The sequence below is a fragment of the Schaalia sp. JY-X159 genome (assembly GCF_014525425.1).
GTDB lineage: Bacteria > Actinomycetota > Actinomycetes > Actinomycetales > Actinomycetaceae > Scrofimicrobium.
Genome location: NZ_JACEXI010000002.1, coordinates 37,835 through 61,421 on the forward strand (window position 1 = coordinate 37,835; position 23,587 = coordinate 61,421).

At 58.1% G+C, this 23,587-nt stretch carries 26 protein-coding genes and 1 tRNA gene; 12 read left to right on the plus strand and 15 right to left on the minus strand.

Annotation, left to right across the window (positions count from 1 at the left end):
- Positions 1 to 48: 48 nt before the first annotated feature.
- Genes xseA through IDL90_RS03225 form a run of 3 tightly spaced genes read left to right on the plus strand, consistent with a single transcriptional unit; the run spans position 49 to position 2,599 of the window.
- Positions 49 to 1,365 (plus strand): exodeoxyribonuclease VII large subunit, encoded by a 1,317-nt coding sequence (xseA, locus tag IDL90_RS03215; protein WP_187994340.1) that lies wholly within the window; start codon positions 49 to 51, stop codon positions 1,363 to 1,365.
- Complete coding sequence (locus IDL90_RS03220) at positions 1,362 to 1,622, plus strand: exodeoxyribonuclease VII small subunit (RefSeq protein ID WP_316930272.1); 261 nt, start codon at positions 1,362 to 1,364, stop codon at positions 1,620 to 1,622. The genes xseA and IDL90_RS03220 overlap by 4 nt, the downstream gene beginning before the upstream one ends.
- Positions 1,623 to 1,654: 32 nt before the next feature.
- A complete protein-coding gene (locus IDL90_RS03225; RefSeq protein WP_187994341.1) occupies positions 1,655 to 2,599 on the plus strand; it encodes a carbohydrate kinase in 945 nt (314 codons plus the stop codon).
- An 18-nt stretch (positions 2,600 to 2,617) separates the two neighbouring features.
- On the opposite strand, the gene uppS is transcribed toward IDL90_RS03225, so the two are convergent.
- Complete coding sequence (gene uppS / locus IDL90_RS03230; RefSeq protein ID WP_187994342.1) at positions 2,618 to 3,379, minus strand: polyprenyl diphosphate synthase; 762 nt, start codon at positions 3,377 to 3,379, stop codon at positions 2,618 to 2,620.
- Positions 3,380 to 3,531: 152 nt separating this feature from the next.
- Here uppS and IDL90_RS03235 point away from each other — a divergent pair, with 152 nt between their 5' ends.
- Positions 3,532 to 4,212, plus strand: a complete 681-nt coding sequence (locus IDL90_RS03235) for a hemolysin III family protein (protein WP_187994343.1) — start codon at positions 3,532 to 3,534, stop codon at positions 4,210 to 4,212.
- A gap of 76 nt (positions 4,213 to 4,288) precedes the next feature.
- Positions 4,289 to 4,768 (plus strand): transcription elongation factor GreA, encoded by a 480-nt coding sequence (gene greA / locus IDL90_RS03240; protein WP_187994344.1) that lies wholly within the window; start codon positions 4,289 to 4,291, stop codon positions 4,766 to 4,768.
- 100 nt (positions 4,769 to 4,868) lie between these two features.
- On the opposite strand, the gene IDL90_RS03245 is transcribed toward greA, so the two are convergent.
- Complete coding sequence (locus tag IDL90_RS03245; protein ID WP_187994345.1) at positions 4,869 to 6,167, minus strand: AI-2E family transporter; 1,299 nt, start codon at positions 6,165 to 6,167, stop codon at positions 4,869 to 4,871.
- Positions 6,168 to 6,250: 83 nt separating this feature from the next.
- Here IDL90_RS03245 and msrA point away from each other — a divergent pair, with 83 nt between their 5' ends.
- Positions 6,251 to 6,838 (plus strand): peptide-methionine (S)-S-oxide reductase MsrA, encoded by a 588-nt coding sequence (msrA, locus tag IDL90_RS03250; RefSeq protein ID WP_187994346.1) that lies wholly within the window; start codon positions 6,251 to 6,253, stop codon positions 6,836 to 6,838.
- Positions 6,839 to 6,914: 76 nt separating this feature from the next.
- On the opposite strand, the gene IDL90_RS03255 is transcribed toward msrA, so the two are convergent.
- Complete coding sequence (locus IDL90_RS03255; RefSeq protein ID WP_187994347.1) at positions 6,915 to 7,319, minus strand: FKBP-type peptidyl-prolyl cis-trans isomerase; 405 nt, start codon at positions 7,317 to 7,319, stop codon at positions 6,915 to 6,917.
- A gap of 62 nt (positions 7,320 to 7,381) precedes the next feature.
- Complete coding sequence (locus IDL90_RS03260) at positions 7,382 to 8,218, minus strand: Bax inhibitor-1/YccA family protein (protein WP_187994348.1); 837 nt, start codon at positions 8,216 to 8,218, stop codon at positions 7,382 to 7,384.
- A 125-nt stretch (positions 8,219 to 8,343) separates the two neighbouring features.
- Between IDL90_RS03260 and IDL90_RS03265 the strand changes: the two genes are divergently transcribed.
- Positions 8,344 to 9,195 (plus strand): site-specific DNA-methyltransferase, encoded by an 852-nt coding sequence (locus tag IDL90_RS03265; protein WP_187994349.1) that lies wholly within the window; start codon positions 8,344 to 8,346, stop codon positions 9,193 to 9,195.
- Here IDL90_RS03265 and IDL90_RS03270 read toward each other — a convergent pair.
- Positions 9,192 to 9,803 (minus strand): Ltp family lipoprotein, encoded by a 612-nt coding sequence (locus tag IDL90_RS03270; protein WP_187994350.1) that lies wholly within the window; start codon positions 9,801 to 9,803, stop codon positions 9,192 to 9,194. The genes IDL90_RS03265 and IDL90_RS03270 overlap by 4 nt on opposite strands.
- 137 nt (positions 9,804 to 9,940) lie before the next feature.
- On the opposite strand from IDL90_RS03270, the gene IDL90_RS03275 reads away from it, so the two are divergent.
- Positions 9,941 to 11,056 carry a methionine synthase gene (locus tag IDL90_RS03275; RefSeq protein ID WP_187994351.1) on the plus strand — a complete coding sequence of 372 codons (1,116 nt, stop codon included), beginning with the start codon at positions 9,941 to 9,943 and terminating at the stop codon, positions 11,054 to 11,056.
- A 118-nt stretch (positions 11,057 to 11,174) separates the two neighbouring features.
- Here the strand turns inward: IDL90_RS03275 and IDL90_RS03280 are convergent, their stop codons facing one another.
- Positions 11,175 to 12,038 (minus strand): endo alpha-1,4 polygalactosaminidase, encoded by an 864-nt coding sequence (locus IDL90_RS03280; RefSeq protein ID WP_187994352.1) that lies wholly within the window; start codon positions 12,036 to 12,038, stop codon positions 11,175 to 11,177.
- A gap of 160 nt (positions 12,039 to 12,198) precedes the next feature.
- Here IDL90_RS03280 and IDL90_RS03285 point away from each other — a divergent pair, with 160 nt between their 5' ends.
- From IDL90_RS03285 to IDL90_RS03295, 3 genes are read left to right on the plus strand one after another with little or no spacing between them, the layout of a single operon-like run.
- Positions 12,199 to 12,657 carry a hypothetical protein gene (locus IDL90_RS03285; RefSeq protein WP_187994353.1) on the plus strand — a complete coding sequence of 153 codons (459 nt, stop codon included), beginning with the start codon at positions 12,199 to 12,201 and terminating at the stop codon, positions 12,655 to 12,657.
- A gap of 58 nt (positions 12,658 to 12,715) precedes the next feature.
- Positions 12,716 to 13,408: a hypothetical protein gene (locus IDL90_RS03290; RefSeq protein WP_187994354.1), complete on the plus strand. Its 693-nt coding sequence runs from the start codon at positions 12,716 to 12,718 to the stop codon at positions 13,406 to 13,408.
- 2 nt (positions 13,409 to 13,410) lie between these two features.
- Positions 13,411 to 15,243, plus strand: coding sequence for a hypothetical protein (locus IDL90_RS03295; protein ID WP_187994355.1), 1,833 nt, complete (start codon positions 13,411 to 13,413; stop codon positions 15,241 to 15,243).
- A 1,358-nt stretch (positions 15,244 to 16,601) separates the two neighbouring features.
- Here the strand turns inward: IDL90_RS03295 and IDL90_RS11810 are convergent.
- From IDL90_RS11810 to IDL90_RS11820, 3 genes are read right to left on the minus strand one after another with little or no spacing between them, the layout of a single operon-like run.
- Positions 16,602 to 17,081 carry a transposase gene (locus tag IDL90_RS11810; protein ID WP_398401480.1) on the minus strand — a complete coding sequence of 160 codons (480 nt, stop codon included), beginning with the start codon at positions 17,079 to 17,081 and terminating at the stop codon, positions 16,602 to 16,604.
- A 26-nt stretch (positions 17,082 to 17,107) separates the two neighbouring features.
- A complete protein-coding gene (locus tag IDL90_RS11815) occupies positions 17,108 to 17,293 on the minus strand; it encodes a hypothetical protein (protein WP_398396715.1) in 186 nt (61 codons plus the stop codon).
- A complete protein-coding gene (locus IDL90_RS11820) occupies positions 17,290 to 17,616 on the minus strand; it encodes a transposase (RefSeq protein ID WP_398401483.1) in 327 nt (108 codons plus the stop codon). Before IDL90_RS11820 ends, IDL90_RS11815 begins: the two co-directional genes overlap by 4 nt.
- 6 nt (positions 17,617 to 17,622) lie before the next feature.
- On the opposite strand from IDL90_RS11820, the gene IDL90_RS03305 reads away from it, so the two are divergent.
- On the plus strand, positions 17,623 to 18,834 hold the full coding sequence (locus tag IDL90_RS03305) for an MFS transporter (protein ID WP_187994666.1): 1,212 nt from the start codon (positions 17,623 to 17,625) through the stop codon (positions 18,832 to 18,834).
- A gap of 137 nt (positions 18,835 to 18,971) precedes the next feature.
- Here IDL90_RS03305 and IDL90_RS03310 read toward each other — a convergent pair.
- The 6 genes from IDL90_RS03310 to IDL90_RS03335 form a co-directional block, all read right to left on the minus strand.
- Positions 18,972 to 19,044: transfer RNA gene (locus tag IDL90_RS03310), tRNA-Leu, on the minus strand.
- Between the two features lie 90 nt (positions 19,045 to 19,134).
- The gene (locus IDL90_RS03315; protein WP_223175168.1) at positions 19,135 to 20,124 is read right to left on the minus strand and encodes a Ppx/GppA phosphatase family protein; all 990 of its coding nucleotides are present in this window, start codon (positions 20,122 to 20,124) and stop codon (positions 19,135 to 19,137) included.
- On the minus strand, positions 20,114 to 20,680 hold the full coding sequence (locus IDL90_RS03320; protein WP_187994356.1) for a DUF501 domain-containing protein: 567 nt from the start codon (positions 20,678 to 20,680) through the stop codon (positions 20,114 to 20,116). Before IDL90_RS03320 ends, IDL90_RS03315 begins: the two co-directional genes overlap by 11 nt.
- 29 nt (positions 20,681 to 20,709) lie before the next feature.
- Positions 20,710 to 21,156, minus strand: a complete 447-nt coding sequence (locus IDL90_RS03325; RefSeq protein ID WP_187994357.1) for a septum formation initiator family protein — start codon at positions 21,154 to 21,156, stop codon at positions 20,710 to 20,712.
- A gap of 485 nt (positions 21,157 to 21,641) precedes the next feature.
- A complete protein-coding gene (eno, locus tag IDL90_RS03330) occupies positions 21,642 to 22,922 on the minus strand; it encodes a phosphopyruvate hydratase (protein WP_182141898.1) in 1,281 nt (426 codons plus the stop codon).
- 63 nt (positions 22,923 to 22,985) lie between these two features.
- Complete coding sequence (locus IDL90_RS03335; protein WP_187994358.1) at positions 22,986 to 23,564, minus strand: hypothetical protein; 579 nt, start codon at positions 23,562 to 23,564, stop codon at positions 22,986 to 22,988.
- Positions 23,565 to 23,587 lie beyond the last annotated feature (23 nt).

A 23,587-nucleotide genomic window follows, 5' to 3' on the forward strand; every position in this document is an offset into this window, starting at 1 on the left:
AAACAAGCCGGGGGGCATAGTGTCGGAGGCCCGTGGGAGACTGTCATCATGACTACGAACCCGCATCAGAACCAAGGCTTGGCACTAAAGGCTGCCATGACCACGGCGGAAAATCCGTGGCCCCTGAAACTCCTCACCAGCAATATCCGCGGCTACATCGACCGCATGTCTGAGATGTGGGTAGAGGGACAGGTTGTTGAGTACAGCCCGCGGGGGTCAACACGCATGTCGTTTTTTACCCTGCGTGATGTCGATGAGGACGTCTCAATGCGCGTTACCGCATTCGGTAGTGCGGTTGCAGACGCTGGGGAGGGGTTTGCTGAAGGAGCACGGGTAGTTGTGCGCGTCAAACCGTCTTTCTGGGAACAGCGCGGCTCCCTCTCCCTGCAGGCAAAGGAAATCCGTCTCCAGGGGTTGGGTTCACTGCTTGCCCAGATCGAAAGGTTGCGCGCCCAGTTAGCGAGGGAAGGGCTGTTTGCGGCGCAGCGTAAGCATCCGCTCCCATTCATTCCGCGCAGGATAGGTCTGATTTGCGGCAGGGATGCGAAGGCCAAGGAGGACGTTCTTGAAAATGCACGGCTGCGGTGGCCGACTGCCCAGTTTGTGATTCGGGAAGTCGCGGTTCAGGGCCAGTACGCGGTTGAACAGGTCACGGCGGCGCTCACCGAACTTGATGCGGTCCCGGACGTGGACGTCATCATTATTGCTAGAGGTGGCGGGTCGGTTGAGGATCTGTTGCCGTTCTCTGACGAACGCATGGTCCGCGCCGCGGCAGGTGCTGCGACACCAATCGTGTCAGCCATTGGTCACGAGGGCGATGCGCCGCTTCTGGACCTGGTTGCCGACTATCGTGCCTCCACGCCGACAGATGCAGCTAGGCGTGTGGTCCCGGACTTTCGGGAAGAACTCAGCGGGGTTTCCCATCTGCATACCCGACTGGTTGCGGCGACAAGCCGCGTGCTTGCCCGGGAAGCTGAAAGCCTTAACCTACTTACCTCACGCCCTATTCTTCAAAGGCCCACTGCTGCACTTGAACAGCAGGCATCAAGCCTGGAACAGGCGATGCTCCGGATGCGCGGGGGGGTCTCAAGAACACTGTCCGCGCAGCAGGCTGAGGTCGCGCAACTACAGGCCATGCTCAACACGCTGTCTCCCACCGCCACTTTGGCCAGGGGATATTCGATTCTGCGAACGCCTTCGAAGACTATCCTCCGCACTACTGGTGAGATCAAGGCAGGCTCACTCATAGAGGGCATGCTTTCCGAAGGAACGTTTGTGGCAAACATTGTTGGGGTGAACCCCAAGGGATCATTCGTAACGGACCCACAACCAAGTCAGTCTTCAACAGAAGGGGAATCACGGTGAACGCAAAGAACGAACCAGCACCCGCAAATGGCGGTTCCACGCTAGCGGACCCAGCCACCATGAACTATGAGGCGGCAAAGGCGGAGCTGTGGAACATTGTTCAACAGCTCGAAGCTGGCTCTGTCCCACTAGAACAGACACTAGAGTTGTGGCAACGGGGGGAAGCTCTTGCATCTCGATGCCGCTCAATCCTTGAGAGTGCGGCGAAGCAGATTGAGGATCAGTCAGCGAACGGGACTGTGGCAGGTTCACTCTAGAGTGTCGACGCAGACCGCAGAAGGGGAATGAAATGAAGGCCACCGGTACCGACTCCGTATTGGTCATGGGTGAAGCCCTGGTTGACCTGGTTATCAAGGCTGGAAGTGACTCAAGCAATGTAACTGCTGTTCCAGGCGGTTCACCCGCTAACGTCGCTTTAGCTCTCAGTCGCCTGGGCGTGGATGTTGACCTGGTTGCCTGGTTTGGTCGCGACGACTACGGGACCATGATTGCGGAGCATTTGGCGGCCTCAAACGTTCGCATTATGCCTGGCTCGGACCAGGCTGCTTTCACCCCTACTGCACAGGCCCACCTTGATGCTTCGGGCGCTGCCACCTACACCTTCAATCTTGAGTGGGCTCCGCTCTCTCCAATCGCGATTCCTGAGACTGCGAAGATAGCCCATACGGGTTCGATTGGTGCGGTGCTCCAGCCGGGCGCATCAACGGTTCTGGATGCCTTCAAACGTGCTCACGTGCAGGCACTAACCACGTATGACCCCAACGCGCGCCCCACCCTCATGGGTGAAGTGAGTCAGGCGCGAACAATTGTTGAAGATTTCGTCCGCGAAGCGGATGTCGTGAAGGTCTCTGATGAGGACTTGGAGTGGCTCTACGAAGGAGCTGACCCTGTTGCATCAGCCCAAACCTGGACTGATGAGCTCGGGGTAACCCTCCTTGTCATCACTCGGGGCAAGCAGGGCCCGATCGCATGGACGCCAACCAGTTCCAAGGTGGAATTCACACCTGCCAAGGTAAAGGTTGTGGACACTGTCGGCGCAGGTGACACATTCATGGGTGGACTGATCGATACCCTGTGGCGCAGGGGCTTCCGTGGCGCACACGCAGCATCTCAACTTGCCCTCATCGGCGACGATGTCCTCCGCGAGATTCTCAGCGATGCCAGTGAGGTTGCGGATATCGTCGTTCAGCGGCGCGGAGCCAATCCTCCCTGGGCTAGCGAACTAGGGAGATAGCCGAGGGGGTGCAGGCGCTTACTTGCCGAGGCGTCGCTCCCTCTGTGAGAACGACCTGAGTGCGCGAAGGAAGTCAACTTTACGGAAGTCGGGCCAGAAGGTCTCGCAGAAGTAATACTCAGAATGGGCGGACTGCCAGAGAAGGAACCCTGAAAGACGCTGTTCTCCCGATGTGCGAATGATCAGTTCCGGGTCTGGCTGACCCCGGGTGTACAGGTGCTCAGTAATGTCATCGACACTGAGGGTGCTCGCTACATCCTCGATAGACCGACCTTCATCGGCGGCATCCTTCAGAACGCCCCGCACTGCATCGACAAGTTCCTGCCTGCCGCCATACCCCACGGCGATGTTCACTTGCATTGCGTCACTGAGCCCAGATGTTTTCGCTGCTTCGCGCCCCACGTCCTCCACAAACTCGGGTGACAGCTGCGTCATGTCTCCCACAATCTTCACCCGATAGTTCCCGGACTCAACCAAATGACCGACCAGCTGCCTGATAATTTCTAGCAGCTCGTTTATCTCTTGGGGTTCTCTTGAGAGGTTGTCGGTGGATAGTAGCCACAGCGTTACTACCTCTGTCTTGACTTCGTCAGCCCACTGCAAGAAGTCCAGCACTTTGTCGGCGCCCGCCCTGTGTCCCTCCGAAGCAGGGGAACCGAAGGCCTTAGCCCAACGACGATTCCCGTCGAGGATCACCCCGATGTGCCGAGGAAGGACCCCGGGATCCAAGGAGCGTTGCAAGCGGAACTCGTAGACCTCATAGAGAAGATTTGCTTGCATGGCCACAACTTTCAGTCGATGAGATTACTCTACAGAACGCGGTTGAATCTTCACGCAATTTAGTGAGCCGTGCGCCCGCAAATGCGGGTAGTCCCGGGCAGGCAATTATGCCACAGCGGATGCGGTAGCCTTGTGAACCGGAGAGGAATCAAATGCCAGTCGCTTCAAGACAGCCAGTCTCCTGGATTCCAGGAAACCCCATTGTTCGCAAACCTAAGCTGCGCGGATGGGTCCACTTCATTGCTGCGCCGCTTTCACTAGCAGCCTCCATCGTGCTTGTGGTCCTAGCCCCGACCACCGGTTTGAAATGGGCCTCAGCCGTTTACTTGGCATCCTCCTTCATCCTCTTCGGAGTCTCTGCGCTCTACCACCTCTTCTACTGGAAGCCGAAGTTTGAGCGGGTTCTGAAGCGCCTTGATCACTCCAATATCTTCCTTCTCATTGCTGGCACCTACACGCCCATCACCGTTGGCACCCTTACAGGCAATAGCAGGGTCGTTCTTCTCTGCGTCGTGTGGATCGGCGCTCTACTCGGAATCAGCATCAACCTCCTCTGGCCCTCCGCACCACGTTGGCTCTCCACCCTTATCTACGTGATCCTGGGTTGGACGGCCGTGTGGTTCCTGCCGCAGATGTGGCAACAGGGGGGGCCTGCAATCGTCATTCTCGTCGGAGTCGGCGGCGTGCTTTACACCGTGGGCGCGGTTGCCTACGCATTGAAGAAGCCCAACCCGTGGCCCGAATGGTTCGGCTTCCATGAGATCTTCCATGTCTTCACAGTTCTTGCCTGGGCTTGCCAGTGCGTGGCAGCATACATGGCTGTCCTTAGCTAACCCACAGCGTGATTAAGTGTGAGTTCACTCAAGAGTCACATCACAACAATCCCAGCGCCAGCGTAAGATCTCCCATATGGCAGAGAAGACTTGGCTGACCCAGGGTCAGTACGACAAATTGAAGGGCGAGCTGGACGAACGCAGGGATGTGAAGCGTCCGGAGATCGCACGGCTTATCGAGAACGCGCGCCGTGAGGGCGACCTCAGCGAGAATGGTGGATATCAAGCTGCCCGCGAAGAGCAGTCGATGAATGAGACCCGGGTTCTTCAACTTGAAGATCTGCTGCGCGATGCCGAGGTCGGAGAGACTCCTGCTGATGACGGCGTAGTCGAGCCGGGTATGGTCGTGGTTGCAAAAATTGCTGGAGTTGAGGAAACCTTCCTACTCGGAGCTCGTGATGCCGGCGAAGGACTGAACATGTCGGTGTACTCCCCAGCCGCTCCCATTGGCAAAGCGCTTATCGGTCACACCGCCGGCGACACTGTCAAGTATGAGACGCCCGCTGGAAAGGCGATCGCAGTAGAAATAATCTCTGTCTCACCATTCCAAGGCTGACGTACATGAGTAAAGCCCGCACCCCCTCTCGCAGGGGGTGCGGGCTTTACTCATGACCTGGGCTTCACTCACGCATGGGGCGCAATGGTACCGCTAGCTGTTACGGAGCGCCAGACACCTCGGGCCCTGCCACTATGGCCTGTTCGATCTCGACCCGGCCCGCGTCCGCGTTCCCTTTCTTTCCAGATCCCTTGTTCACTTTGCGAGCTGTCCAGTATGAGGCAGTAATCTGCTCCTGAAGTGAACCAGGCGGCCCTCCTGGGCGGTTATCGTCAGTCACCAACTCCGGGAACATGTCATGCCCGTGCAGGTACATGAGCGTCACGTTAATGAAGGCTAGAAGCGGAACTGCGAAGATCGCACCAACGATTCCTGCAACGGCGCTACCGGCCGTTACCGCCAACACCACTGCGACCGGGTGCAGCGACACTGCGTTTGACATCAACCAGGGCTGCAGGACATTGCTCTCAATCTGCTGAACCGCGAGAACCACCAGTAGCATGATGATTGCGCTAGTGACCCCATTGTTGACGAGGGCGAGTAGCACGGCCACGGCTCCCGAAATGAACGCACCCACAATCGGGATGAAGGAAAAGAAGAACACCAACACCATAATCGGTATAGCTGCGGGTACACCGAGCGCGAAGGCGCCAAGGCCAATGCCAATCGCGTCGATACCAGCAACCTTCAGCTGGGTGCGGATGTATGAACCAAGGGTCACCCAGCCGCGAATTCCGGCCTCGTTTGTTTGTTCACGCCACTGTTTGGGCAGGCAACGAAGGAACCAAATCCACATGGACCGGCCGTCCTTGAGCATGAAGAACAGGGTGAAGAGCGCAATCAAGGCGGATGCTGCAAGACTGACCGCCGACGTAGCGAAACTCCACGCCTCAGAGGCGATTACCCCTCCATAGTTGCGCAGGACAGAAGTCAGGTCATCTTGGAAGCTCTCCAAGAAGCCATCCAAGAACGCGAAATCAAGTCCGAGGGGACCATCTTGGACCCAGGCAAGCAAATCATCTAAACCACCAAGGGTCTGCGAGACCAGGGCCGGTAGCTGCGCGACAACCTGACCCAATGCGATAGCCATCAGCCCGGTGACAAGGATCAGCCCAGAGACCAGACCCACCGCAGCCGAAGAGGTCTTGCCCATGTGGAGTTTACCGCGAAGGAACGACAGAAGCGGCGCCAAAAGGAGAGCCAACAGGAGGGCAACCAGAACAGCGACAACGATGCTGGCCACGTAGCGCAGCCCCCAGACGATAACACTGACAGTCACGATCACGATCAGTATGCGCCAGCTCCAGGCTGCTGCAACTCGTAGTGGCACACTAACCTGCTCTGAGATACTCCGATCCGAGGCATTTGCGGATTGCTTAGACACTGGTTCTTGACTCATGTTCACCTTTAGCTGGTTGCTGGCTATGCGGGTACTGAAAGTGCGAGACTGGATTGACCATCATCTATCACGTCAGGACCATTATGACGGAAAACTCCACAGCACCACACGTTGTTCTCGGTGCACCACTGAACCTTCCTGCAGATAATGGCCTGCTTGAGATCTATTTGGCGGGCGGGTGCTTCTGGGGCGTGGAACGCTTCCTCTGGGAAACCCCCGGCGTGAAAGTCACCGCTGTTGGCTACATGGGTGGCGCGGCACCGAATCCCTCATACGTGCAGGTTTGCACGGGCTTCACGGGTCACGCTGAAACAGTTCGCGTTGTCTACGACCCCACGGAAGTAACCACTGATGATCTGCTTGCCGTCTTCTTTGAAAACCATGATCCAACCCAAATGAACCGGCAGGGAAACGACCGTGGAACCCAGTACCGCAGTGCAGTTTGGACAACCACACCCGAGCAGTTCGAAGTGGCACAGCGTCTTAAATCTGCCTACGAAGCCAAGCTGATCGAGGCCGGATACGGCCCTATCGTCACGGAAATCCACTCACCACCACCCCCGGTGTTCCACCTCGCCGAGGACTACCACCAGGGCTACCTGCAGAAGAACCCTGGCGGCTACTGCAACCATGGTTTCAACGGAGTGGAGTGCCCCCGAGGCTTGCTCTAACGAGAACAGAACCAAGAACGCCCCACCGAGCGATCTCAGTGGGGCGTTGTGCTGCAACGCAGCGTTGTGGAGAACCCTAGCGTTTGATTGCTTCCAAAATGTCGGTCACAAAGACCAGCGTGTCGCCACCCTTGATACCGGCCTGCGGAACGCCCGCTGGCCCGTAAGCAAGGTGCGACGGGATCGAGAGAAGAACGCGAGAACCGACCTTCTGACCAACGAGCCCGTCATCCCAACCCGCTATCACCATTCCAACACCGATCGCGAAGTCAAGCGGCGCCCCACGGTCGTAGGAGTTGTCAAAGACGTTACCGTTCCACACTTGGCCGAGGTAGTTGCAGACAATCGTGTCACCTGCTTCAACGACGGAGCCTGAGCCCTCTTCCAGTACCTCTACCACCAGGTCCTCCGGAGCAACTGCCGAAGAGAATGTGATTGCGGGCTTATCTCCGAACTGGCCGGATACTGTCACGTTTTCCAAAGGTTTTCCTTGTCTTTCGGGGCGGCCTCACCGCCTGGGAGGGTTGGGTAATTTCTGTCTTTCTAGCGGGACTGCAAACGGGAGAGAATGTTGAGAATCTCCACGTACAGCCACACCAGTGTCACCATCATGCCGAATGCGCACATCCATGAGTACTTCGCGGGAGCGCCCTGAGCGACACCGACTTTGACCTGGTCAAAGTCAGAGATCAGGCAGATAGCCCCGATCAGCACTGCAAACATTGAGAGGACAACACTGAGCGGGAAGCCCATGATCATGGGCCCGTCGATGCCACCGATCGGCGCACCCATCATCCCGAGTACCCAAATGAGGACGCGGGAGAGGATCAAACCGATAATGGAGATCAGGGCAAACTTCTGCATCTTTGGGGAGTTGCGAACCTTGCCCGACGCAAATAGCGCAAGGGTGACACCAAAGACCGCGAATGTTGCAACCACGGCCTGAAGAACTACGCCTGGGGCCCACATTTCCGTCACCAGGCTCAGCGCGCCAAGAGCAACGCCCTCGAGTGCAGAGTAGGCCAGGATCAGACCCGGACGAATCGTCTTAGAGAAGATGTTGACCATCGCGAGGACGAACCCAAGCAGCAGGCCGCCCATCATGAGCGGCATTGCCAAACTAAAGTTCGAGGCCACCACAAACCACGTAGCCGCAGCAGCAGCAATCAGCACACCCAGGTTGAGGGCTGTCTTAACGATGACGTCGTCGTACGTCATCCGTCCCATATCAACTGCATCAGCCGAGGGCGCTTCATACGAACGCCGCGCCTCCTCAAATGCTTTCTGATCGTAAACAGGGGGGTGTGTCGCCTGAGCCGTTGCGGCCGTCGACTGGTTAGCCCACTGGCCTTCCATGCGGTTGAAAACCGGGTTCGACATTCTCTCTCCAAGTTCTAGGTAGTTCTAATCCAAGATTTCCATATTTAGCTACCTCTGCGCCAGCGTTCCGCCCTCGGCTTGATGATCGCGATCGCTCCGGCGCCTGGTTGGATTAAAATGAGTCAATGGATGTGCACAGACTTGGGAATGTCGTCATTGAGGGCGACAACCTCGCGGTGATTCGCGAGATGCCAGATGCTGCATTTCGCCTCATCTACCTCGACCCGCCATTCAACACGGGTCGCACCCAGACCCGCCAAACGTCAACTTCGACTCGGGTCACAGACTCGGGTCGCGTCGGGTTCAAAGGGGTGCATTACGAGCAGGTCGTAGAGAAGGTGACGTCCTATGATGACCGTTTCGTCGACTACTGGGAGTTCCTAGAGCCCCGCCTTGAGGAAGCCTGGCGGCTCTTGTCCGAGGACGGAACCCTCTACCTCCACCTCGACTTCCGCGAGGTGCACTACGCAAAGGTCCTACTCGACGCCCTGTTCGGGCGGGAGTGCTTCCTCAACGAGATCGTCTGGGCCTACGACTACGGGGCGCGCTCTAAGAAGAAATGGCCGGCAAAACACGACACAATCCTGGTTTACGTCAAGGACCCGTCCTCGTACTACTTCAACTCTGAAGACGTCGACCGCGAACCCTACATGGCTCCCGGCCTCGTCACACCTGAGAAGGCGGCCCGCGGCAAGTTACCGACAGACGTGTGGTGGCACACCATCGTATCCCCTACCGGCAAAGAGAAGACGGGCTACGCCACCCAGAAGCCCCTGGGAATCCTGCGCCGCATCATTCAAGCCTCCAGCCGTCCGGGCGACACCGTCCTCGACTTCTTCGCGGGCTCTGGCACAACCGGGGTTGCAGCCTCACAGCTGGGTCGGCCATTCGTCCTCGTCGATCAGAACCCACAGGCCATCGAAGTGATGCGTTCCAGGCTTCCCGAGGCCGAGTTCATCAACTGGCCCGATCGCTAACCCTGGGACCCGAGCTGCGCTACTGCGTGCTCGGCTTGGGCGGGGGTGAAGAGTTCGCCGTGTTCACTGGTGAGCAGGTCGTAAATGTCCTCCGTAGTAAGGTCTGGATCCTCACTGAGCAGCCGCGCCTTCTCAATGGCGTTGGCGTTCCAGTCCCAATCCAGTCTTTCGATCGCGCACGATGCCGCATCTGCACTGAACCCATCACCATCAGGACTGATCAAGAGAGACTTGGCCATTGCTTCGCTGACGTAGAGAGTTCCCGCGTAGTACTCGGCCTGCGCGAAGGCAGCGTCACAGTCCTCTGAATCATTGGTCGTCGCGGAATCGCCCTCGGACCCACCGCTACTCTCCGGATCTTCGACTTGGGCGCCCTCGTCACTTTGCTGCGGATCAACCACTGACTCCTCAACTTCGCCTGACTGCTCACCACTCTGCGGAGGTGCGACCTGCCGGGCATTGTTGACGAGGACGACCGCGGTGACCACAGCCACCACCGCAAGCGCCACGACAACCCAGACCCACAACTTCTTGAACCAGGGTTGACGCGGGGCACCATGGTGCAGTTGCGCACGCGAAGGTAAGGAATGCTCCGGTTGTGACGTCATGGTCGCCATGCTACCCCGGTCACGCGGCCGACTGACGGACGCGGGATCATGGCGATGCTCGTGGGCGTATCTTGGGATGCGCGGCGCCATGAAGAGACCGTTCTATGCCTTACGCCGCCGATCACACGGAGGACGCCATGTCGAAGAGCAAGCACAACCCCAAATGCGACATCGTTGGGTCATTCCTTAGGCCGGAGGAAGTGAAGCGGGCCCGTGCATCCTTCAGAGCTGACGATATTTCCTTGGCGGAACTGCGCGAAGTTGAGGATGGCGCAATCGCTGACCTTGTGGCCCGGCAGGTGGAGCATGGTTTGACTGTTGTGACGGATGGAGAGTTCCGCCGCCGCTGGTGGCACCTCGACTGGCTCAAAGAGTTCGATGGTTTCTCAACCCACCACCTTGTGAAAGAGCTCAATGGGGTCAGCAATGAGATTGAGTTGGGGTACATAGACGGCAAGGTTTCCTACGATTCGGATCGCTCACACCCAGAAGTGGAGGCGTTTGAGTTCCTCGCTAACGAGGCCGCCAAGTATCCGGGTGTAGCAGCGAAGAAGTGCATTTCTGGGCCGAACATGATCCTGGTCGACAACTATCTGCAGCTTGGTAAGAGGGATGTCCCCTACTACGGTGACGATGTCGACCTGCTCATCGAGGATATCGGCCTCGCTTACCAGGACGCCATCAGGGATCTTTATGATCACGGGTGCCGTTTCCTGCAGATTGACGACACTTCGTGGACGTACCTGATTGACGACAACTTCAACCAGCGCATTGAGGCAATGGGTTACGACAAGGACACGGTCCTAGAGTGGTTCCGCCACGTGTCGACGCTGGCGCTAGAGAACAAGCCTGAGGACATGACGATCGCCACTCACTTCTGCAAGGGCAACTTCAAGGGGCACCCGCTTTTCTCAGGGTTCTACGACTCGGTCGCACCGATCATTGCGCAACTGCCGTTTGACCGCTTCTACGTGGAGTACGACGATGACCGCTCGGGATCATTCGAACCGTGGGCGGTACTCAAAGATACTGGGACGACGTTTGTCGTCGGCCTCATCTCTACCAAGAACCCAGCAATGGAGACACCCGCCGATATAGAAGCCCGCCTTGCACAGGCCCGCGCCATCATCGGCGACAACGTCACGCTGTCTCCCCAGTGTGGCTTTGCCTCAGTTGAGGAGGGCAACTCCATAGACGAAGCAACGCAGTGGAAGAAGATTGACCTCCTGGTTTCGTGTGAGTCCCTAGTCTGATCCCGAGGCGCCGTCTGGCGCCGAACGCGCGAGTTTCAAGGCTCTTCACCTGGCGACTAGCCGCAGCGCCCTGTCGCCCTCTATGACTCTGTATCCAGGCGTTGGGAGACCCGGTCCACTAGGAACTGCATCTCTCATAGAGGTAGCTCGGCGAACCAAAAGGCACAAGGTCATGGTCACGCAGGATCGTCAACGGCGCGCGACTCGGCAGGGAGCAGACGTCCTCGAACGTCATCCCAGCCTCAGCGAGCTCGTCGTCATACTCAATCTGCAGAACGTGCGGGCCATAGGTTTCCCGGTATGAGGAGCACTCGTCATACACCGCACAGGACTCAGTAATAGCAAAGTCAAACCCAATTTGATCCTTGCCAATACGACCGAATTCCAAGGTGTTCTTTTGGCCAATCGCCAGACCCGCGTCATGGGCGCGAGTCGCGTAAGAGGTTGCCAAGGCAATGGTACCGGCGCGGTCAATCTGTCCAAATCTGGTGAAAGTATCGAGGTTATCGATCTCAACTGCATCGAAACCCTTTGCCGCACAGGCATCTATTTTTGGTCCAATAACCGCGAGTATCCCCTCACGTTGGCTTTCTGTTGAAGGATCAAGAATCTGCTCATCTGGCCAATCGGGGTCAGTTATCGGTGTCCCAGAGGAATCGGTGAGAACTAACTCGTTAGCGAACTCCGCTTCCTTGAGAGGTTGTGTCTGGAAGCCGTTGATATAGCAGATGCTGTACGCACGAGGCTCGGGAGAGTCCGTCACATCCCTGACAACAACATTCGGTCTCCTTCCGTCAACTGGGGAGTATCCTCCTCCGAGCTGATAGTCGAAGACACCACTGGTCGGGAGAGTTTGCAAGTCTTTGCCGCTACTGCAGGCCCCAAGAACCCCTCCTCCGGCAAGGGTCAGACAAAGTCCTACCAATACACTCGTTCGCAGCGATCGCTCCCAGTTTATGCTGCAACGTATCAGGACTCTCATTGCACTGCTCTCCTTCTCTCCGATAAAACTCGCCACAATTTGACTCTCACGTAATAGCACGGCACAACCACGAATGTCGCAATCAAAACGTTAGATTCATTCGCCTGCCTGCCTGTCCGTGATCCGGAAAGATTGAGATAAGTCAACTCAAGGAGGAGCCATGACGCGGACACACAAACTACTTACAACCGTGCTGTCACTACTAGGAACCACACTGTTTGTTGCATGTTCAAGTGGCGCCCCGACCTCGCAGACATCGGGTGATGCGGTGCAGTCCGGGGAGGACACAGCGGGCGACACCGTGGTGTCGCAGTCAGTGGACTTCCCCGGCACCTGGATCATGGTCGAAATGGAGACGGACGGTGTTGCAATTGGCTCCGAAGAGTTGGCCGCACTTCAAGAGGACGGGTTCACCGTGTCCCTGACTTTGGCGGTTGACGGCAGCGGGGCGTTCAGTGACGGCGAAACGGACACATCACTTACATGGGAAAAGATCGACGATTCTCACATCAAGCTGCTAACTGACGACGGCGCAGAAATAATCGGCACCGTTGAAGGGAACCAGCTATCCGTTGACGATGGGGAAGAGACTCGGATGGTTCTGGAGAAGGATAGTTAGGGCCGAAACTGCGGAATCATCATAAGGCCAGTTGATCTACAAGTCGGAGGTGGGTGCTGTGAAACGTTCGAGTATTACACCAATTGTGATCACGGTAGTGCTCGGTGTGGTTGCCTTGTTGGCATGGGCGGGCGGAGCACTGCTTTGGCTCACCAGGTCCAACGCAACAGAGGGCGCAACTATCAGTGTTGCTCCTCCGGCAATTGTAGAACTGGGTGGTGCAGCGGCTGGGCAAGCGGACGAATCTGACCCCGTCGAGGGCGGTGACACAGCCGACGTGAAGACAGACTTCGTCTTCTCAGACATCGCCGGAACGTGGGATATGACGTTTACTCGCGGGTACTTCGATAGCGAGGACGCAGCCGGGAATCCCATGGCTGAAGAGCTGGTCACCGGCGTACTTACCATCCCCGCAGATCAGAGTGAAGCTGGCTTTGAGGCATTTCTCAGTTCCCTCACCGCAACCATCAACGGGGATGCAGACCCAGGTTACGTGGCTACGGGGGACGTGCTAGTGACCGGAGAGCTGCATGGATCTGAGCTCCTCTTGTATCTAGATATTGATTCTTTCTATCTTGACCTCACTGCCGAAATTCTGGAAACAGTCGAGCCAGCCTATTTCCCTGTGGTTGTGCAGGATGTTGAAGGGCTCATGGTTGGCTACGGCCAACAGGCAAATGAGATCGAGGTCGGTGGTGCCACTGTCTACTCAGTTGCAACCATAGAGCTAATCAGAAGGGCAGGAAGCTAGTCATGTCAGTCGCTCCCGACCAGACCCCATCTGTACGCCGCCCAGTCAACTTGCTGCCCGCTCAAATCGTTCTGGCCGTGCTGGCTGTGTGTGGCCTCGTGTTCGCAGGACTGGGCTTTCGCGCCCACATCAGCGCCCCAATTCCCACCACGGACACGCAGGTGGTTGAGCCGGTCCAGTTTATTTACCCAGAGCCATCCGAAGAAGTCGAAGCCGCAAACGTCGCAGCAACGCTTGCCATGCAACAGTACGTTGACGCACGCTTGGTGACAGAGCGGTTCTTAGTGGTGGATTTTGCCGAGGAACCAAACATAGACGAGGTCGCAACGATAATCGACGAAGCCCTAGCTTCGCTAGCGGATGCAGACCTAATCATCAGTCAGGGCCTTCAAATCATCGACGCGGCCGTAGGAGAGGAAGCAACAGCCCCGTCGGAGAATGCTGGTTCAGATTCAACAGATTCAGATGCGGCCAGCTCAAACGCGCCACCGTCGGATGTTTTTTGGGGTCAGCCGACAGCGTACCAAGCGACTTCGCTACCCAAGCTCCTTCCTGCTGCGCCCGGGGACCAACAGCAATGGGCCGAAGAGTTCACCAAAGCGTACGACCAGACCAAGGGCCCTAAAAAGTTGCAGACACTCGCTCGACAATTGGGTCAAGACGTAAAGGACATCAAAGCCCAATTGGATGCAGCGCAAGAGATCATTCATTCTGGGGCCACCAAAGATGCCTCGTTCTGGGACAAGATGACCAAGGCTGCGATGGCCACCAAGACAGTCGCGAAAGTCGGGTTATTTGTGGGCGCCACAATCGCCACTGCCGGCGGAGCTGCAGCGCTGGCAGCCCCAACAGCGGCTGGTTCCCTGGCGGCCGCTGCCTCCACCGGGGGTGTTGGGCTTGCCGGAGCGGCCTCAATCGTGATCAACGGCGCCGACGTGATGGTGGAAATAGGGGAAACTACCAGTGCGATAACGTTAGGCGAAGACCATAAACTCACCGCCGCGTTCGGTTCCATGCAGGACACCACGGGACCGTTGTCCGGAGCTACCTTCGTCGCTTTCCCGAACCCGACCGACACCGTAGGCCTGATTGCCGACCTTTCAGGCAACATCATGGACTACTTTGCTGACGGTCGCCTCTGGGGCTTCAAAATGGAACGCTATCAGGAAGGCGAAGTCGCCCTCGACAAACTCCTTGCTGGGGATAACTCCCCCGTCCTCACTGTCACACCCCTACCGGAGGCTAACACGGAGGCGGAACTCGAATCGAACCTAGCTGCCGCTGGCCTGAGCCTTCCACCACAACAGGTTGAGAGCCTCGATGAGGCAATAGCCCAAGTGGATGTAATGGAACTGAGCAAAGCGTTGGAGGTCCTCGACGCGCTGGCACAACAACTAGAAATAGAACTGGCAAGCCCCGATCAACCGGGAGAACCCGAGGCCGAACAACAGGCATCCGACTCTCCGGTGGTAGGCGTCTACCAGTATCGTGGGACCTATTCTGCACACCCCTTCGACCCCGGGGATGAACCGATGGTGACTGAGTTCGACCCGCACCAAGCGGTCATCACTCTAGACGAGAACAAAATGACAATCACAATTGATGATGGCAGACCAACGGTCCTGCAAGGTACTTTTGATTCGCAGACAAACACCTTCACGGGAATCGACAACTCACCGGCATCCGGGGAAGCGTGGGACATTCCCCTATACCAGCGAGCGCAGACAACTGTTACTTTCGACATTGGTGCCGAACCCGTGGTGGGAATAGGGTACGCGGGAGACGAAATAGAGAATATCTCGATGGTTTTCACCCGGACCGGGGACCTACCCTAGAAGCACCAATACTTCGACCGTGCACGAGGTCTGTATGGTGCCGGACCAGCATTTTTTGCTCTAGGGCGTTTGCCGTGGCATTGGTCTGGTAGTGGTCTACTTCGAACTCTTGGGGTTGCGTCCAATCGACAACACCTCGACAAGCTGTGTTTGTCATGTCGGATCTGATAATCCGATGATGTGAGAGCAAGCAGAAATGTTCCCTCTGGTGGAGGGAACTCGGATCGGCTCGGAGAGCATCCCCGCTCGGCCGCCCAAGAGTCCAACGTCGACTCTGCCATCGACACCTCCACGCTTCACCCTGTGCTGCGAGAGGTTGGGAATGACATCTTAATTCGGTCTTTTCCTCCACCACAGGTACCAACAAATTACCACGAGCTGAATAAGGATAAGAAAGCCTAGATAGAGCCAACCCAACAAGCCTCCCCACAGCCCCGGCAGTACAAGAAGTCCGCCAAAGAAGACCAACACTTGGGCAGCAATGACGACACCCTTGTCTCCACGGTTCATGGACAAGAGCCCTTAATGCCGATTGCTCCTAAGAGAGCAATCGATGCCTTCAAAATCCAGCCTCCAACGGACGCGGGTTGACCAGGAAGGCTCAACACGAAAGATGCCCCGGAGGCCACACAATACCAGTTGACGTTCGCGGGCGCTGCTGGCGAATTGGGTATGAACATACGAGAGGCTTCTTTTTTCAGCGTCTTATCCCAGATAACCAGCGTCCCGCCTCTACACTTCGACATTGAAGTTACGTCGTATTGCAGATAGCAAATCCATTGGTATCTGGAGCCATAGTCGTGCCATGTCGGCGCAGCTCGAGGCTTTAATGGAGGGACGGTTGTTGCCTCATTTGCTTGCTGCGTTGCCTCGACTCGTTGAGCTTCTTCGGGGTGTACGGCACTCGCAAACCCGCTCAGCGAAACGGTAAGTGTCGTAGCAAGAAACACAGCTGCAAGAACGTTAGTTACGGACCGCATAGTGCCAGCCTTCCCTCTGATAAACACGTTTCGCCGGCGCCAATCGTTGCTTGTCTAGTGCCACGATATCATTCGATTTGTGACACATGTTGTTTTTTGGATGTAGTTCTGTCGAGACCGCGTCATGCGCACCCTATGCCGTCAACGGCTGGAATGGGGACTATGCAAGGAAGTGTGTGACTGGCCTGGTTCGCTGACTGGTTGTCGGCACGGCAGGTGGGCATGAGAAATGCCTGTTGCAACACTGGTGCCTGTGGCATCGAAAACAAAGAAAACGCAGGATGAAGATCGAAGTGCGGAGATGGATGCTGCGGTGGAGTTGGTCCGTCAGGCTATTGGGGGCCTTGACCCTCGATCGTGGACACGGTGTCGTTTCGGTTATGCCGCTTCCGCGAGGGTAGCAGCCGTGGTTGCCGTGTAGGCGGTCTCGTAAGTGTTCGGTGCGATCTGGCCGATCGCGGAGTGCCGCCTTCGGGTGTTGTAGCGGTTCGCCCACCGGAACACGGCCCGGTAGGCGGTGGCCTGGTCCGGGAACGCGGACGCGCCTTCGAGGAGCTCGCGCTTGAGCGTGGCGTTGACGCTCTCCGCCAAGGAGTTGTCGGCGCTCGTGCCCACCGCCCCCATGGACTGGGTCACCTTGAGCTGCTCGCAGAGCGCGGCGTAAGCCTTCGACGTATAGACGCTTCCGTGGTCGCTGTGGAACACCGCCCCGGCCAATGACCCACGGTCGCGATGCGCGGCACGGAGGGCGTCCTCGACGAGTTCAGTGCGCATGTGGTCGGCGACCTGCCAGCCCGCGAGCTTCCGGGAGCCGAGGTCGATACAGGTCGGTAGGATGCCGCGAACCCGTGGGATCATTCCCCCCCAGCGATGCGCCCGTGGTTCTACAAGGCGATTTCCACTAACGTCGTCTCAATTGCTAACTCCGCGTCCTCCACCGCTCTCACTGCCCGCCCCGGGGCCGCCGCGAGCCAGGCGTAGAACGACGACCTGGCGACCTCGACGACCTCACACAACCGCTTCACGCCGTAGGCGTCCTTGTGGTCCTCGACGAACTGGAAGCGGTTCACCAGTTCGTCTCCCCCGCGAAATACTTCGCCGCCTGACGGAGGATATCCCGCTCCGTCTCAAGCTTGACCCGCTCCGCCTTCGACTCGGCCAGTTCGGCTTTCAGCCGCACAATCCTCGCCGACTGCGACTCCGGCCGACCCGCCGGCGGTGCCGCTGTCAACTTCGTCGTCGTCCCGGAGCCCAGCCGCTCAACCCACTCCTTCAACGCGCCCCGGGAGATCCCCAGGTCCGCCGCGATGCCCTTCAGCGTCGCCCCCGGCGTGGACTCGTACAAGTCCACCGCCCGCTGCCGGAACTCGTCCGTGTAGTTCTTCCTTGCCATCCCTAGATTCTCGCTTCCCCAGCCCAGTGCTGGAATCAGCGTGTCCAAGATCAGGGGTCAAGTCCCGGCGTACTACTCTTCGTCGTCGGGCTGACGATCTGCACTTTCTCCCCATCCATGCAGATCTTTGTGTTGGGAAGGGCAATACAGGGATTCGGCGGCGGTCTCTCTATGGTTCCGCTCTACACCATCATCGGCAACCACGTACACCCGCTTCGACAACCACCATTTTTCGCCGCTTTCGCGGCCGCCTGGGTCCTGCCAGCGCTAATCGGCCCGGGAATTGCGGGCCTGGTTGTTCAGTATGCGAGCTGGCGGTGGATTTTTGGTTTTGTCCCTGTCGTCTTCCTGATCGCATTTCCAGTTCTGGTCAAAGTCACGGCCGCACTTCCCCGGACAGAACCGGCGGACTCAGATGGTTCAACTAAGCGCAGAGTGTTACTTGCGGTCGGCGCTGGCGTATCCGTGGCGCTTCTCCAGGTGATGTCCGGGACAGAGCCCGACGAGTTCGACCCCTTGATCCTCCTCATAATCGCGGTATCGGCGATCCTCACTTTCGTGTTCATGAAGCCGCTACTCCCCGCGGGAACCTTCACCGCAAAACGAGGGCTCCCCTCCACCGTACTACTGCGCGGACTGGCCAACGGAACTTTTATCGGGGTAGAGACCTTTCTCCCGCTCCTACTTCAACTGGTACACGGGTGGGACCCCGCCAGCGCCGGCCTCGTGCTAACAGTCGGTTCCATAACCTGGGCTATCGGATCAGCCGTCTCCGGGCGCATCACCGACCAGGCTAAGCGAGCGCAACTCCCAGTGATCGGCACGCTGGTGCAACTTGTCGGTACCGCGATCACCTTCGCAGGCGTGTTCGAGGGCGTACCCGGCGCAGCAATCATCATCGGCTGGACCATAACCAGACTTGGCATCGGCCTCATCTACCCCACCATGACTGTTCATGCGCTCGCCATGACCAAGACACGAAACAAAGGGAAGACCTCATCCGCTCTGCAGATGGCCGACACCCTTGGCGGCGCATTCTGTGTGGCAGCAGCGGGAATCGCCTATGCCCTGGTACTGCCGAACCTATCCCCCGCCTTCGCGGCCGCAGTCGGACTGATGGTTGTCATCCTGGTGATGGCAATGCCAATCGCCAGGCGGATCAGTCCCGCCCCAGACTCCGACGAGGCACTCCAGTTACAACAGACCCAACAGCTGTAGGAGGAGACGACAGCGTCGCGAAATGTATACGTTGGGAACCGATGCGGCCGTGGGGTACCTACCCCAGACGCAGTTTGGTTCCCAACGTAAACATTTCAGGGTTGTGGAGGGCGTGCACGCCCAGTCGCTTAGAGAAGTACCCCCGGTCGGACTCGAACCGACACTGTACCGATTTTAAGTCGGTTGCCTCTGCCATTGGGCTACGGGGGCGTGTGCGCCAGATGCGGCCCTCCGATTGTAATTCACAACCGCTGGGACCGTGAAACCGGGATCAAGGCGACGGGACCGTGAAAACCGGGATTAGTCCCGCAGCGCCACCGCAACGCTCAACGCCAGCCCGTCCAGGATGTCATGCTCGGAAACGACCACTGTGGGAGCCGCGGTAGTGGGGCCCGCCGCGTGATCCGGGATGACCCCCAGTCGAACCAAAATCCTCTCCCAAATCAGCGCACCCCCCGCAATAACATCAGCGCGCCCAGGTGGCATGGCAGGCTGCCGTGACTTCTCTTCCACCGAATCGTTGACCATGTGGTCGAGGGCGGAGGCCCACTGTTCGACCGTTGGGATCAAGCCGTGGGTGGCGTCCGGGGAATACTCCGGGACCTGCGCGATCAGCGCCGCCAACGAAGTCACTGTGCCTGCCACTCCCACGACGGTCCGGGCAGCCGCGAAGTCCACGGAACCCTCAGCCACGTCGAGTTGGGTATCGATCCAAGCCCTGGCGGCCGCCTGCTTGTCCGGCGTCCATGGTTCCGGACCAAATCTCTCCGTGACTCGAACCGACCCCATATTCACCGACACGGCCTGTTCTACCTCGGAATGACCGAGGACGAACTCCGTTGATCCCCCACCAATATCCACAACCAGGTAGGGCGTCTTGAGGTCACGCGGCAGCGAAGAAATGGCGCCAACAAAAGACAATGCGGCCTCTTCCGCACCCGTGATGACCCTCGGTTCAATCCCCGTGATCGCGCGAATACCTTCAACAAAGTCGGCCCGGTTGGACGCATCTCGACTCGCAGAGGTCGCCGCGATAATCACGTCCGCCACGCCAGCATCCTCAATACGCTCCTGGTATAGGCGTGCAGCGTCCAGGGTTCGCTGGATTGCTGCGGGATCAAGCATTCCGGTGCGGTCAACTCCTTGACCCAGGCGAGTGATGATCATGTCGCGCTCAACGTCTTTGAGGTCGCGCGCGTCCTCGGCCCCCTGCGGCACATCGGCAATCAGGAGGCGGATCGAGTTTGTCCCGCAATCGATTGCGGCGACGCGGACCACGTCAGTCGTCATTGCCGACGCCCTCAGCAAGTTCTTGTGCCGAGACTGCCCTGAAACCCGCGGGAATCAAGCCCCGACGCTTCATCTCTTCCAGAGCGGCGTCCCCCGCTGGGTTAACTCCGGGTCCTGCCACGAGGGCGTGTCCGACGAGGGCGTGCAGGCACTTCACGCGGTTCGGCAACCCACCTGCGCTTATGCCCGCAACTTCGGGAACCTCCCCGGTTCCCGTTACGGCACCGACCTCGGACCTGCGGGAAAGGTAGTCCTGGTGAGCGGCTTCATGGAGGGTGGCAAAGCCGGCATCTTCTTCCAAAGATGCGTTGAGCTGCTCCATGAAGTGTTCTGCCTCCAGCCGTGAGCATGCGGCTGTGAGCGTCGCGTCTGTCAGGTAGAAGGTGGTCGGGAACGGCGTTCCGTCGGGCAGCCTCGGGGAAGTGACGAGGACGAGGGGGTGTCCGTCAGTGCCGCGCGCCCCAACTCCGACGACACCCCGCGGTTCGCGACCCAGGTCCGAAATGACTGCCTCTCGGTCCGCTTCGTCCCACCGCACTCCCTGCAACCACGTCATCTCTCATCCATCCTTCTGCATCGTCGTAACTATCCGCCCTCGCCATTCGTCGACGAGTCAACGAGACCCGCTGAGGCCGGTGGCTGATCAGCATTCTTGAGGGACTCCAATACCGTCCAGGCCCACGGCTTGTCCGGCCCTGTCGCATTGTTATGTGCGACCGTGTGCTCCTTGTCCTCTTCGGGTTCTGGCGCATCGGTGATCACATACTGGGTTTCGCCGGGTCTAACGTATCCCAGTCTCTCCCGAGCCTGAGCCGCGATGTAGTCCTCTTGATTCCACTGCTCCAACTCACCTTGCAGCTCTTCGACTCGCGCCTGGGCGGTCGCCACCTCATTGACGGCGGAATGATATGCCTGCTCCTGTTTCACCCACTGCAGACCCAGGGGCACGAGTGTCACAACAAGGACCCCAACGACCGCCAGTACTACTAACAACCTCACCGAAATGGTCAGGCCCCCAAAAGTCCATTTCATTGGCGCGCGCTTGGTATGAATCTTGATCGGGCGCCGTGGTGCTTTCGCAGCATCCGCAGGCTTCTGAGCTGCTGGTTTGGAATGGTTTTTCGTCCCACTGCTTCCGGGACGCCCGGCGCTGCCCTTTCGACCACCCCAAGTGAAGGAGGTTTCCTTCCGGGGGGTGGAGGGCCGAAAAGACCCGGTAGTGGGCTTCCTGGCCCGGGTTGCAATCCCACTTGAGGTCGTCCGCGGCGAGGTCGCGGTCTTCAGTGTCGAGGACGAAGGCGCCCTTCGTGATACTTCTCGTTCCGGGGCCCCCACCGTCTGCTTCTCCGACGCATCCAGCATGGCGCGCGCACGAGGGCGCTGCGGGGGGCCGGATGTGGAACTCATAGTGTCCATCTTGTCGGAAGTCGGGTCATTGCCAAATCCACCACGCCAAGGGCCCCCGGTAAAAACCGGGGGCCCTGACGACTACGCGTTAGTTCACGCGCAACGAGACACTAGAACGAAGCGCGAGGAAATGCGCTGCGGCCTGCGTAAACAGCATCCTGGCCCAGTTCCTGCTCGATGCGGAGCAAACGGTTGTACTTCTCAACACGCTCTGAGCGGGCAGGTGCACCAGTCTTGATCTGACCGGAGTTGGTAGCAACTGCTAGGTCAGCAATAGTGGTGTCGCCTGTCTCACCACTGCGGTGGGAGGTCATGGTGCGGTAGCCATTGCGGTGAGCATCCTCAACAGCCTCAAGGGTCTCAGTCAAGGTACCAATCTGGTTGACCTTCACAAGGAGGGCGTTTGCAGTACCGGTTTCGATACCGCGTGCCAGACGGGTCGGGTTGGTGACAAACAGGTCGTCACCAACGATCTGGACACGGTCACCAATGGCGTCGGTCAGTGCCTTCCACGCATCCCACTCATCTTCTGACAGCGGATCCTCAATGGAAACCAGCGGGTAGTCGGTGATTAGCTTCTCGTAGTAGTCGACCATGTACTCGGTCGAGCGCGGCTCGCCCTCGAACTGGTAGGCGCCATCCTTGAAGAACTCGGTAGCGGCAACATCCAGTGCCAGCGCAACATCTTCGCCCGGCTTGTAGCCAGCGCGCTCAATCGCCTCAACGATGAGGTCAAGGGCTGCCTGGTTGGAAGGAAGATCGGGAGCAAAACCGCCCTCGTCACCCAAACCGGTGGAGAGTCCACGCTCCTTGATGACGGCCTTCAGCGTGTGGTAGACCTCTGCACCCATGCGCAGTGCCTCACGGAATGTGGGGGCGCCAACGGGAGCGATCATGAACTCCTGAATGTCAACGTTGGTATCCGCGTGGGAGCCACCGTTGAGGATGTTCATCATCGGTACCGGCAGGACGTGTGCGTTCGGTCCACCCAGGTACTCGTAGAGGGGAAGTTCAGCGGACTCAGCAGCGGCGCGTGCAACTGCAAGTGAAACGCCGAGAATGGCGTTTGCGCCAATCTTTCCCTTATTGGGGGTGCCATCGATTTCCAGCATGACACGATCAATTTCGCGCTGATCGCGAGCATCAAGCCCGATGATTTCGGGGGCGAGGACTTCACCAACAGCGTCAACGGCGTCCTGGACGCCCTTACCCTGGTAGCGGTTCTCATCACCATCGCGACGCTCTACTGCCTCAAATGCGCCGGTGGAGGCACCGGAGGGAACACCTGCGGTGCCCTCTGCACCGTCTTCAAGGTAGACGGTAACTTCGATGGTCGGGTTGCCGCGGGAGTCCAGAATCTCGCGTGCTTCAATGTCTTCGATCATTGCCACGGTGTTTCTCCTTATTTAGCAGTGGATTGTCGAACAGGTTTAGTAGGAACAGCTTAGTTGGCCTTAGCCGACAGGGATCTCTTCAAGCAGATTTCCCGTTACCGTTCCCGGCAGGGCACCGGGAGCTTGAATCTGCCCGTCGGTGAAAGTGCCGTAACGCGGGTTTAGTGTGATGGATGCATCCGAAATCAGGGTGTTCATCTCAGTGATCTGCTCTTCACTCACAGCGCCACTCTGCACGGTGTTGACCAGTAGCAGGTCGCGGAACATTTCACGAACAGGGGGAATAATCTGACTGACTGACAAGTCACTGTTCGCCTGCGCCAGCGTACCCTCTAGGGTCTGCTGCACATCTTCCTCACTCAGCCCAACCCCAACTTCATCTGCTGCCTGAAGTCGGACAGTGGTCTCAACAAGAAACCCAGCCATCTGATCACGAGGAACCTCAACCCCGGACAATTCAGCCCACTGCGTAACAGTGTCTGTCAGGTCCGTTTCTGAGAAGCTTTCACCATTCACAATGAACGCAGTTCCCGGACTACCTGATGTGCCACAGGCAGAAAGTCCTAGTGCAACCGCCGAAGCGAGTGCCGCTGCGGCCAGTGTCTTACCAATGGATCGAAATTTATAGGCTCGAGCCACTTCGCCCCCTTCGTGGAAATCTC